This window comes from Sphingomonas oligophenolica (assembly GCF_006438955.1).
Taxonomy (GTDB): Bacteria; Pseudomonadota; Alphaproteobacteria; order Sphingomonadales; family Sphingomonadaceae; genus Sphingomonas; species Sphingomonas oligophenolica_A.
This window is the reverse complement of sequence record NZ_RCZK01000011.1, coordinates 74,616-86,878: the sequence shown is the minus strand read 5'-3', so window position 1 is coordinate 86,878 and position 12,263 is coordinate 74,616. Positions and strand designations below refer to the sequence as shown.

Sequence of the window (12,263 nt, the reverse complement as noted above, 5' to 3'; positions counted from 1 at the left end):
AGTCACGTCGATCGCCGGTTCGCTCGCGGCCGGCTCCGATCCGAATACGTCCGCCGCGCCCTCCAGCAGCCGGGATCGCCACTGGTTGATGAGGTTTGGATGCACGTCATACTGCTGCGCCAACTCGGCCAGCGTCTTCTCACCCTTTACGGCAGCCAGAGCTACCTTGGCCTTAAACGCCGGGCTGTGATTCCGGCGGGGTCGCTTGCTCATCTTGCCTCCTGGGGCGGCCAACATGGCCGCGGTCAGATCGGCAATCCACTTATCCCCGCTGTTCAGATTTCCCGAGCCACCTCTCAACTTCGAGGAGGGTGCGGCCGAGTCGCTGTGTCACGCCGTCCAGGCGCCGGAAACCATCGCTCCGATCGTGGTCATGAAGACCGCGGACACGTGGCATGTGATCGACGGCTGGGCCCGGGTGATGGCGTTCCGGTTCCACTTCGGCAACACCGCAAATGTGATGGTCCGCGTGGTGGAATGGGACCGCACGCGCGACGACGCGCTCTACCAGCGCTTCGCCCAGACGTTCCTGACGCTCAAGTCGCGCAAGATCGACAAGTCGCTCCTCCTCTTCGAATTCTACATTACCTGGAATGTGCCGCAGCTCGTGCTCGCTGCACGGATCGGCTGGACCGAGAGCAGGGTCACGCGCGAACTGGCGGCCGCTGAAGCGATGCAAGAGGCACCGCGGTTCGCCGAACTTCACGTGAAGGCTGGCGACCCGCCGATCGACTATCTCTACCAGATTCAGCAAGCGCGGCACGCTGCAGCCGCGGATGACAAGGCGCATTCGAAGCGTGCTCCGGAAAAGAGCGCGGTTGGTCGGCTAGAAGCGAAGCTAGATGCATTGCTGGCGAAGTCGGAACGCTTCGCTACAGCCGAAGCGCTGGCGAAGCTCGGCATTGGTAAGCCCGCGAAGGAAAAGGCGACCGCGCAGACCGCTGATACCACCGGCATCATCTCCACTCTCGAAGCGCCCGAGATCATCGACTGCGTTGAGGATTCCGGCGGCGACGCCGTCGCCATGATCGAAATGGGCGCCGACCAGTTCCCCAGTATCCGCCTGCTGGTCGATACAGCCACGCTGGACGATCGCCGCAAGGCGGAAGTCCGCCATCTCGTCCACGAGGCGCTCGACCGACTCCTGGGCTTCTGAAGGCGACCGGCTGACCTTGGGCATCGGCAGTGGCCGACCATTCTCCTCTCACTTCCCCTTCACTCGGCTGCAACGCCGGGAGAAAGGGTGATTCGTTTTCGGACAGGGCCGCTGCGGCGGCTCCGTCTGACCGGCTTGACCGGGTCCATGCCATCGACTCTGATGTGACTGGTCGCGGCTTGCGACGCGCCGCGTCAGCGCGGGAAGTTGCACCTGCCTCACCGGCGCTTAGGAACGCGTCGCTGGCGCGGGCAAGGCTTCTCGCCCGCGACCTCGCGCTGATCGACCATCGCGGCGCCGCTGCTGCAAAACCGGATCATGAGTTATGAGAGTCGCAATCTACGCACGCTACTCGACCGACAAGCAGGAACGAGTGTCGATCGCAGTGCAGAACGAGAATATGCGCGCCTTCATCAGGAAGCAGGGCTGGACCGAGGTGGGCGCGTACGCCGACGAAGCAATCACCGGCGCCGTCATCGCGCTGCGTCCCGGGATGAAGGCGATGCTGGCGTCGGTCGAGCGGGGCGAGGTCGATCTTGTCCTGGGAGATGAACTGGACAGGCTGTCGCGCAGCCAGTCGCAGACCCCGATGATCTTCGAACGCTGCCTGTTCCTTGGGGTACGTCTTCACACGATCGCCGAGGGCGAGATCATCCGGCTTCACGTCGGCCTCAAGGGGACCATGAATGCCGAGCAGCTGGCGACAACCAGCCGCAAGACACGCGACGCCATCGCCAAGCGGTTTCGCGACGGCCAGAACCCGGGCGGCCTCGCCTATGGCTATGCTCTGGACTTCGTGCCCGACGCGCGGGGCGACCGGATCCCCGGTCATCGCCGGATCGTTCCCGAACAGGCTAAGACGGTCACATACATCTGCGAGGAATATGTCGGTGGTCGATCGCCACACAGTATCGCCATCGAACTGAACGACCGCAAAATATCCGGCCCGCGCGGCGGGCAATGGAGCGCCTCGACCATCAACGGAAACAAGGCTCGAGGCACCGGCATACTCAACAACCGGCTCTACATCGGCGAGCCCGAGCACCAACGGCAGACCTATCGCAAGGACCCGGAAACCGGGGTCCGTCGGGCGTTTGCCAACCCGGACGATCTCAAGCAGACCACCAGCGTGCCGCACCTGCGGATCCTGTCGGACGCGTTGTGGGAGCGCGTCAAGGCGCGGCAGGAGGCCGTTGCCCGCCCCAGTGCCGACCATGACGGGGATCAGCCCTTCTGGGCCAAGCAGCGGCCACGCTACCTACTGACGGGCAAGGTCCTCTGCGGAGTCTGCGGATCGAACTATTCAAAGAACGGGAAATACCGGTCCGCTTGCCATGCCGCGACCAAGAAGGGAGCGTCTGCCTGCACGAACCGGCTGACGGTGCGCATCGACGAACTTGAGGAGCAGGTGCTGACGGCGCTGCGCGACGACATGATGCAGCCGGACGTCGTCGAGGCGTTCGTCGCCGAATACATCATCGAGCGTAATCGGCTGTCGAAGCAGCGGGATTCTTCGCGCGATGAACGGAAGGCCGAGCTTCGCGACGTGACCGCGGGCGTCGACCGACTGAAGGCGGCCATCCTCAAAGGCGTCGACGCCTCGCTCGTTGCGGACGAACTCAATCGCATGGGTCGGCGCAAGGCTGATCTCGAGGCCGAGCTGGCAGCCGGCGCCGACGCAGTGCCCCCCGCCCTGCTGCACCCGCGTCTGGCGCAGGTTTACCGCGGCAAGATCGAGCGCCTGCTCGACGCCTTTGAGGCGGAGAGCGGGCGTAGCGAAGCACAAGAGCTCATCCGCAGCCTGATCGACGCGGTGGTGATGACACCTGTGGACGGCGTGCTCCACGCCGAGGTGCGGGGTGATCTGGCGACGATGCTCATTTTGGCGTCAGAAACAAAAAAAGCCCCGAAAGCGGATGCTTTCGAGGTTCGACAAGTCAAGATGGTTGCGGGGACAGGATTTGAACCTGTGACCTTCAGGTTATGAGCCTGACGAGCTACCGGGCTGCTCCACCCCGCGACAGCGCGATGAGAGCCGCGCGTAAAGGGTCTGACATGTAAATGGGTTCTGCTTTTCATCGTGCACATCGCGCACCAGCTACAATGCCTGGCGACGACCTACTCTTCCATCGCTTAAGCGATAGTACCATCGGCGCAGGCGGGTTTCACGGCCGAGTTCGGGATGGGATCGGGTGGGACACCGACGCTATAGCCACCAGGCAATGAAGCCGGTGCGCCATGCGCAACAATGAAAATGGTCCTTTTGATTGCGAAACCCACCGCAGCAACACTGCGATGGGTTCCTAAAATCGATGCACTCTTTATATTTATCTGGCGTCGAGCTGATCATCCACACATCGTCCGACGAATACTGGTTTGACCCAGAATTGTCATTGATGGTGGGACTCTCAAGCGCGAATAGGACAATTAGTATCGGTTAGCTCCATGGATTACTCCACTTCTACACCCGATCTATCAAGGTCGTGGTCTCCGACCGTCCTAAGAAATCTTATCTCGAGGGAGGCTTCCCGCTTAGATGCTTTCAGCGGTTATCCCGTCCATACATAGCTACCCTGCTGCGCTCTTGGCAGAACGACAGGTACACCAGAGGTATGTTCAACCCGGTCCTCTCGTACTAGGGTCAACTCCTCTCAAATTTCGACGCCCACGGCAGATAGGGACCAAACTGTCTCGCGACGTTCTGAACCCAGCTCACGTACCACTTTAATTGGCGAACAGCCAAACCCTTGGGACCTGCTCCAGCCCCAGGATGTGATGAGCCGACATCGAGGTGCCAAACAACCCCGTCGATATGAGCTCTTGGGGGTTATCAGCCTGTTATCCCCGGCGTACCTTTTATCCGTTGAGCGATGGCCCTTCCACGAGGGACCACCGGATCACTATGACCGACTTTCGTCTCTGCTCGACTTGTCAGTCTCGCAGTCAGGCGGGCTTATGCCATTGCACTCTAACAGACGGTTTCCAACCGTCCTGAGCCCACCATTGCGCGCCTCCGTTACTCTTTAGGAGGCGACCGCCCCAGTCAAACTACCCGCCACAGAGGGTCCCTGATCCCGCTTCAGGGATCGAGGTTAGACATCAGAAAACAACAGGGTGGTATTTCACCTATGGCTCGACATCAGCTGGCGCCAATGCTTCAAAGCCTCCCACCTATGCTACACAGTTCTTTCCTAATGCCACTCTGAAGCTGCAGTAAAGGTGCACGGGGTCTTTCCGTCTAACCGCGGGTACTCCGCATCTTCACGGAGAATTCAATTTCGCTGAGCATGTCCTGGAGACAGTGGGGAAGTCGTTACGCCATTCGTGCAGGTCGGAACTTACCCGACAAGGAATTTCGCTACCTTAGGACCGTTATAGTTACGGCCGCCGTTTACCTGGGCTTCATTTCAGAGCTTGCACCCCTCCACTTAACCTTCAGGCACCGGGCAGGCGTCAGGCCCTATACGTCGTCTTGAAGCCGACTTAGCAGAGCCCTGTGTTTTTGCTAAACAGTCGCTACCCCCTGGCCTGTGCCCCCTCAAATAGCTTGCGCTTAGTGAGGGCCTCCTTCTTCCGAAGGTACGGAGGCAATTTGCCGAGTTCCTTCAGGACACTTCTCTCAAGCGCCTTGGTATACTCTACCTGACCACCTGTGTCGGTTTCGGGTACGGTCTATACGGTGGGGCTATTTCCTGGGACCTCTTCGAAGCACGTCCAATCCAATAAGGACGTACAACACACAAGATCCGTCACACACCACCAGGTCACGGAATATTAACCGTGTTCCCATCGACTACCCCCTTCGGGCTCGTCTTAGGGGCCGACTCACCCTGCGCGGATTAGCCTTGCGCAGGAACCCTTGGTCTTTCGGCGAAAGGGCATCTCACCCTTTTTATCGCTACTCATGTCTGCATTCGCACTTCCGATACCTCCACGACCCATTACCAGATCGCTTCAACGGCTTACGGAACGCTCCGCTACCGCGTGATCAATGAAGATCACACCCTAAGCTTCGGTGCATCACTTTAGCCCCGTTACATCTTCGCCGCAGAATCTCTTGATTAGACCAGTGAGCTGTTACGCTTTCTTTAAAGGATGGCTGCTTCTAAGCCAACCTCCTGGTTGTTTTGGAAATTCCACATGCTTTCCCACTTAGTGATGACTTGGGGACCTTAGCTGTAGGTTAGGGCTGTTTCCCTTTTGACGACGGACCTTAGCACCCGCCGTCTGTCTCCCGGATATCACTCCTAGGTATTCGGAGTTTGGTTAGAGTTGGTAGATCTCGCGACCCCCGCATCCATCCAGTGCTCTACCCCCTAGGGTGTTCGTCCGAGGCACTACCTCAATAGTTTTCGCGGAGAACCAGCTATTTCCCGGCTTGATTGGCCTTTCACCCCTAAACACAACTCATCCGGTAACTTTTCAACGTTAATCGGTTCGGACCTCCAGTGAGTGTTACCTCACCTTCATCCTGGTCATGCCTAGATCGCCGGGTTTCGGGTCTAATACACCAAACTTAGTCGCCCTATTCAGACTCGCTTTCGCTGCGCCTACACCTAACGGCTTAAGCTTGCTTGGTACATTAAGTCACAGACCCATTATGCAAGAGGTACGCGGTCACCCCATAAAGAGGCTCCCACTGCTTGTAGGCAATCCGTTTCAGGTACTGTTTCACTCCCCTCATCGGGGTGCTTTTCACCTTTCCCTCACGGTACTAGTTCGCTATCGGTCATATACGAGTATTTAGGCTTAGAGGGTGGTCCCCCTATGTTCAGACAGGATTACACGTGTCCCGCCCTACTCAAGTCCTCGATCATCACTTTCGTATACGGGGCTGTCACCCGCTATGGCGCTACTTTCCAGAAGCTTCTACTAGTTGAAATCAAGGCACTGGCCTGGTCCGCGTTCGCTCGCCACTACTAACGGAATCTCGGTTGATGTCTTTTCCTCCGGCTACTGAGATGTTTCAGTTCACCGGGTTCGCTTCACGAAACCTATTTTATTCGGTTAAGTGATACCTTGCCCAATTAACCCCGCTCGTGAATTGCTTCACGGTCGAGATTAATCGGATAGGTGGGTTTCCCCATTCGGAAATCGTCGGGTCAAAGATTGCTCACATCTCACCGACGCTTATCGCAGCGTGCCACGTCCTTCATCGCCTGTATATGCCAAGGCATCCACGAATTGCCCTTACCTCACGCTTGAGAGTCCACACCACCAACGACAACACTGGATCGACCTCAGAAAGGCCGACACGAAACTCGGCAGAGCAGTGACGCGTGGTTTTACCAGGCCTCATCCCCAGCTTGCGCTAAGATTGAGACCTTCTCGGTGCGGATGATTAATAATCTCAGCCAGATTGTTGGAATACGCGCCAGGGCAAAACCCTGACCGCATCCATGTAGTAATGTCATGGCTTGAGCCGATCGAACAGCCCGTAGATCCGCCGCGCACCAAAGTGCTCCACGAACCGCCGAAGCAATCCTCAACGTCTCAAATCCATACCATCACGGCATCGATTTTAAGAACCCATTTACAATGTCAAAGAGGGGCGCGAACGCCCCAGATATCCGCGCAAGCGCGGAACTGGTGTCTTCATCAATCTGGAAAATCGAAGGGATGGTGGAGCCTATCGGGATCGAACCGATGACCTGATGCTTGCAAAGCAACCGCTCTCCCAGCTGAGCTAAGGCCCCCTACCAAACTTTTGACGATGGTGGGCCGAGTAGGAGTTGAACCTACGACCTCACGCTTATCAGGCGTGCGCTCTAACCACCTGAGCTACCGGCCCATCGCCAAATCCGTCGCTGACCCAAAGGGCCGCGAGGGGCGTGAGCCAGCTCAGGCAGCACTCCAGTTATGGAGTGTTTCCAGTTGATGAAGGGACATGAGGACGGCGGCAATGTTCTTTGGAATGGAGGAAGCTCTTCCCTTGGTCTAAACCAAAGGCGCTTTCCGCCGATATCCTTAGAAAGGAGGTGATCCAGCCGCAGGTTCCCCTACGGCTACCTTGTTACGACTTCACCCCAGTCGCTAAACCCACCGTGGTCGCCTGCCTCTCTTGCGAGTTAGCGCAACGCCTTCGGGTGAATCCAACTCCCATGGTGTGACGGGCGGTGTGTACAAGGCCTGGGAACGTATTCACCGCGGCATGCTGATCCGCGATTACTAGCGATTCCGCCTTCATGGACTCGAGTTGCAGAGTCCAATCCGAACTGAGACGGTTTTTGGAGATTAGCTCACCATCGCTGGTTTGCTGCCCACTGTCACCGCCATTGTAGCACGTGTGTAGCCCAGCGCGTAAGGGCCATGAGGACTTGACGTCATCCCCACCTTCCTCCGGCTTATCACCGGCGGTTACCTTAAAGTGCCCAACTAAATGATGGCAACTAAGGTCGAGGGTTGCGCTCGTTGCGGGACTTAACCCAACATCTCACGACACGAGCTGACGACAGCCATGCAGCACCTGTGTTCCAGTCCCCGAAGGGAAGAGATCCATCTCTGGAAATCGTCCGGACATGTCAAACGCTGGTAAGGTTCTGCGCGTTGCTTCGAATTAAACCACATGCTCCACCGCTTGTGCAGGCCCCCGTCAATTCATTTGAGTTTTAACCTTGCGGCCGTACTCCCCAGGCGGATAACTTAATGCGTTAGCTGCGCCACCCAAGCTCTAAGAGCCCGGACAGCTAGTTATCATCGTTTACGGCGTGGACTACCAGGGTATCTAATCCTGTTTGCTCCCCACGCTTTCGCACCTCAGCGTCAATACCAGTCCAGTGAGCCGCCTTCGCCACTGGTGTTCTTCCGAATATCTACGAATTTCACCTCTACACTCGGAATTCCACTCACCTCTCCTGGATTCAAGCGATGCAGTCTTAAAGGCAATTCCGGGGTTGAGCCCCGGGCTTTCACCTCTAACTTACAAAGCCGCCTACGTGCGCTTTACGCCCAGTAATTCCGAATAACGCTAGCTCCCTCCGTATTACCGCGGCTGCTGGCACGGAGTTAGCCGGAGCTTATTCTCCCGGTACTGTCATTATCATCCCGGGTAAAAGAGCTTTACAACCCTAAGGCCTTCATCACTCACGCGGCATTGCTGGATCAGGCTTTCGCCCATTGTCCAATATTCCCCACTGCTGCCTCCCGTAGGAGTCTGGGCCGTGTCTCAGTCCCAGTGTGGCTGATCATCCTCTCAGACCAGCTAAGGATCGTCGCCTTGGTGCGCCTTTACCACACCAACTAGCTAATCCTACGCGGGCTCATCCCTCGGCGATAAATCTTTGGACTTACGTCGTTATCCGGTATTAGCAGTCATTTCTAACTGTTATTCCGAACCAAGGGGCAGATTCCCACGCGTTACGCACCCGTGCGCCACTAAGGCCGAAGCCTTCGTTCGACTTGCATGTGTTAGGCATGCCGCCAGCGTTCATTCTGAGCCATGATCAAACTCTCAAGTTTATGTACGACAAGATCGCGGTGGAATTCCACGATCAGGCCGCTCATTTCAAGGAGCCGTTCCTGCACATCACATATTTTGTGGATATGTAACGAGACATATGAGGGTCCTGGCCCGAAGCCGAAGCTCCGATACCAGGACACTTTGAAACGGCTTATTGCTACCGAGCACCCAACGCCTTGAAAACGCTGGACCCGGAGCCGCCGCCCACATGTCCCTTCATCTTGAATTACAATGTCAAAGAGCGCAAAAGACCGACGCCTTGGTGTACCCTCTTGTTGGAGGGCGACCCTGGCGCCTGGCTATTTGGTGACCACCGCGGCGTCCCGTGTGGGCCACCGCTGCGGTGACACCCATCTAGGTGAGGGTGCCGGGGCCGTCAAACGCTTTTTTGCAGTTTTCTTTCAAAACTCCCCAAAACCCGCAGAAATACGTCGATTTTTGCGAGCCGCCGGGCCTTCCCGCCCGTGGAGGCCGAGAGATGATTTGGCCTGGGGCAACCAGAAACCGTCCGAATCACGTGGTCGAATCCCCGAATCCGACGCGAGTTCACCGCACAATCAGCGGAGAATCAGGTTCGTTACGTGATAATCCGGCATTCGGAGGCCAGATGATGGCCGCGTTCGACCGGCTGACCTCCCTCCACGCGATTCGGCTGCATGACTCGCGTCCTGGCCCGCCTACACCGATTGGATATAGTCGCGCATCGCCGCGGCATCGGCCTCGATCCCGTCGATCCGGTATTTGACGAGGTCGCCGATCGACACGAACCCGACGACCTTGCCCGCATCGATCACGGGCAAATGCCGGATGCGCCGCCGGGTCATCAGCGACAGCGCGCCGATTACCGGGGATCCGGGGGCGACGCTTTCGACCGGGCTGGTCATCGCATCGCCCACCGACCGGTCGAGCGCGGCGGCACCATCGGCCTTCAGGCAATGGATGACGTCGCGTTCGGAGAAGATCCCGACCACCGCGTCCCCTTCCATCACCGGTACCGCGCCGATGCGCTTTTCGGCGAGCAGCGCCACCGCCTCCGCCACGGTCGCGGTGCGCGCTACCGATACGACCTCGGTGCCCTTGCCCTGCAGGATGGACGCAATCGTCATGACATCGGCTCCTCGTCCGGGTTGGTCCGACGCAGCAAAGCACGATGCCGCGTCGATGGCAAAATCATCCGCGAGTCGCGCGGTTCAGCTTACCAGCGCGCGGTCGCGGAGCCCACGCCAGACACGGATCGCCTGGACGGTCTCGGCGACGTCGTGGACGCGGAGCAGCTGGACCCCCGCCTCGACCCCCTTCACCGCGAGCGCGATCGAACCGCCGAGCCGCGCCGCAACTGGCGCTTCGTTATCGAGCGCGCCGATCATCCGCTTGCGGCTCGCCCCCAACAGGATCGGGCAGCCGAGGCCGTGGAAGATCGCCAGGCCATTGATCAGCGCCAGATTGTCGGCGAGCGACTTGCCGAAGCCGATCCCCGGATCGACGATGACCCGCGACCGGTCGATCCCGCCCGCGACCACCCCGTCGATCCGCGCCTCGAGCCAGTCGAACACCTCGGTCACGACGTTGCCATATCGGCCCGCGCCATGCCCGCCCTGGTCAGGATCGGGCGAGTGCATCAGCACGACCGGGCAACCCGCCTTCGCCACCACCTCCAGCGCGCGCTCGTCCCAGAGCAGCGCCGACACATCGTTGACTATCCGCGCGCCCGCGCCGAGCGCGGCTTCGATCACCGCGGCCTTGCGGGTGTCGATCGATACCAGCGTACCGCTCCGCCCAAGCCGTTCGACGACCGGCACGACCCGCGCGATCTCGTCGCCTTCCCACACCGCGGTCGCGCCGGGGCGGGTCGATTCGCCGCCGACGTCGATGAGCGCCGCACCCTGTGTTGCCATGTCGACCCCCGCCGCGGCGATCGCGGCGGGGTCGTCGCCGTGCTGGCCGCCGTCGGAAAAACTGTCGGGGGTGGCGTTGAGGATGCCCATCACCTGCGGCTGGTCGAACCGCAGCGTGCGCTCCCCCAGCGTCAGCGCGGGCCGCGGCGCGACAATCCGTGCGTGCAGCGTCGCCGCGCGCTCGCCGAGCGTCGCGACCTCCGCGACGGGCACGTTCCGCCGCGCGCCCCGTTCGGTCACCTCATAGGCGGCGAACCACAGCATCCCGCCGGCAAGCCGCGCGACGCTGCCGTCGGGCAAACCGACCGGCGTGTCGACGAACTGGATCGGGCGGAGGTGGAAATCAGCCATGTACGACACCCCGGACTTGTTCCGGGGGCCATCGCTTCGCGAACCCCCATGGCCTCAATCTTGCGGCACGATCGATGCCGGAACAAGTCCGGCATGACGATGAAACGCTAGGGCTGGGTCGCGAGCAGATACGTCTGGCGGAGCGCATCGATCGGCTTCAGCCCGTCCGTCGCGTCGTGATGCCAGAAGGTCCAGCCGTTGCACGCGGGTGCATTCTGGAGTGTCGAACCCAGTTTGTGGATCGATCCACTCGCGCCGCAGGTCGACAACAGCGACCCGTCGGCGCGGACGGTTGCGCTCCAGCGGCGCTTGGCGTCGGTCAACACCGCGCCGGGCATCAGATAGCCGTTCTCGACCAGGACGCCGAACGCGACCTTGGGCTGCGAGCGCGGGCTCTGCATCGTCGCGAGCGCCGATTCGTCGAGCGGCAGCGCGGCGTCGATCCGCTGCTGCGCGGCGTCGATATACGCGTCTTCACGCTCGATCCCGATCCAGCGCCGCCCCAGCCGCTTGGCGACCGCGCCGGTCGTGCCGGTCCCGAAGAACGGGTCGAGCACGACGTCGCCCGGCTTCGTACACGCGAGCAGCACGCGATAGATCAATGCCTCGGGCTTCTGCGTCGGGTGGACCTTGTGGCCATCCTCCTTCTTCAACCGCTCCTGCCCGCCGCAGATCGGGAATTCCCAGTCGCTGCGCATCTGGAGTTCGTCATTCAGCGTCTTCATGCTGCGATAGTTGAAGGTATATTTGGCCTTCTCGCCGGTTGACGCCCAGATCAGCGTCTCGTGCGCGTTGGTGAAGCGGGTGCCGCGGAAATTGGGCATCGGGTTGGCCTTGCGCCACACGATGTCGTTCAAAATCCAGTAGCCAAGATCCTGAATCGCGGAGCCGACCTTGAAGATATTGTGATAGCTGCCGATCACCCAGATCGTGCCGTCGTCCTTCAGGATCCGGCGCGCCTCGGCGAGCCAGGCGCGGGTAAACCGATCATACGCGGCGAGGCTGTCGAACTTGTCCCATTCGTCGGTGACCGCGTCGACATGACTGCCGTCGGGACGGTTGAGGTCGCCGCCGAGCTGGAGATTATAGGGCGGATCGGCGAAGATCATGTCGACCGACTTCGCGGGCAGCGACCGCATCGCCGCGATACAGTCGCCGCGCACGATCTGATCCAGCGGCAGCATTGGCGTATCGAGCGGCAGCATCGCCACCCCCGCTTCCACGGCCGCCGCAAGCCGCGGACGCCTGACCTGTTCGATGACCCCCATCGTTCTCCCCTTGGCTTCCATTCGCGCCAACCAAGCGACTCCCGTCAAGCGAACATTGGTTAACGAAAAGCGCTGCGAAATCGTTAAGGCGGCGGAACATTTCGTGGCTCGCGCCACATCTTGGGGCCGGTTGC

6 protein-coding genes, 3 tRNA genes and 3 rRNA genes are annotated in these 12,263 nt (G+C 59.8%); 2 read left to right on the top strand and 10 right to left on the bottom strand.

The window, feature by feature from the left end:
* Positions 1-213, bottom strand: a 213-nt coding sequence (locus EAH84_RS12780; protein ID WP_140869304.1) for a transposase, incomplete at its 3' end; no start/stop codon positions are given.
* A 22-nt stretch (positions 214-235) separates the two neighbouring features.
* Between EAH84_RS12780 and EAH84_RS12775 the strand changes: the two genes are divergently transcribed.
* Positions 236-1,156, top strand: coding sequence for a hypothetical protein (locus EAH84_RS12775; protein WP_140872395.1), 921 nt, complete (start codon positions 236-238; stop codon positions 1,154-1,156).
* 325 nt (positions 1,157-1,481) lie between these two features.
* Positions 1,482-3,143 carry a recombinase family protein gene (locus EAH84_RS16630; protein ID WP_425326461.1) on the top strand — a complete coding sequence of 554 codons (1,662 nt, stop codon included), beginning with the start codon at positions 1,482-1,484 and terminating at the stop codon, positions 3,141-3,143.
* Here the strand turns inward: EAH84_RS16630 and EAH84_RS12760 are convergent.
* The 9 genes from EAH84_RS12760 to EAH84_RS12720 form a co-directional block, all read right to left on the bottom strand.
* Positions 3,100-3,176, bottom strand: a tRNA-Met gene (locus tag EAH84_RS12760). The two genes, EAH84_RS16630 and EAH84_RS12760, sit on opposite strands and share 44 nt — an antisense overlap.
* A gap of 85 nt (positions 3,177-3,261) precedes the next feature.
* A 5S ribosomal RNA gene (gene rrf / locus EAH84_RS12755) occupies positions 3,262-3,376 on the bottom strand.
* 187 nt (positions 3,377-3,563) lie between these two features.
* A 23S ribosomal RNA gene (locus EAH84_RS12750) occupies positions 3,564-6,360 on the bottom strand.
* A 416-nt stretch (positions 6,361-6,776) separates the two neighbouring features.
* A tRNA-Ala gene (locus tag EAH84_RS12745) sits at positions 6,777-6,852 on the bottom strand.
* Between the two features lie 18 nt (positions 6,853-6,870).
* Positions 6,871-6,947, bottom strand: a tRNA-Ile gene (locus tag EAH84_RS12740).
* 180 nt (positions 6,948-7,127) lie between these two features.
* Positions 7,128-8,614 (bottom strand): 16S ribosomal RNA (locus EAH84_RS12735).
* Together the 16S, 23S and 5S rRNA genes with 3 tRNA genes alongside form the textbook arrangement of a ribosomal RNA operon.
* Before the next feature lie 678 nt (positions 8,615-9,292).
* Complete coding sequence (locus EAH84_RS12730; RefSeq protein WP_140872394.1) at positions 9,293-9,721, bottom strand: CBS domain-containing protein; 429 nt, start codon at positions 9,719-9,721, stop codon at positions 9,293-9,295.
* Between the two features lie 84 nt (positions 9,722-9,805).
* Positions 9,806-10,861 (bottom strand): dihydropteroate synthase, encoded by a 1,056-nt coding sequence (folP, locus tag EAH84_RS12725; protein WP_140872393.1) that lies wholly within the window; start codon positions 10,859-10,861, stop codon positions 9,806-9,808.
* Between the two features lie 107 nt (positions 10,862-10,968).
* Entirely contained in the window at positions 10,969-12,129 is a 1,161-nt protein-coding gene (locus EAH84_RS12720) for a site-specific DNA-methyltransferase (protein ID WP_140872392.1), read from the bottom strand.
* Positions 12,130-12,263 lie beyond the last annotated feature (134 nt).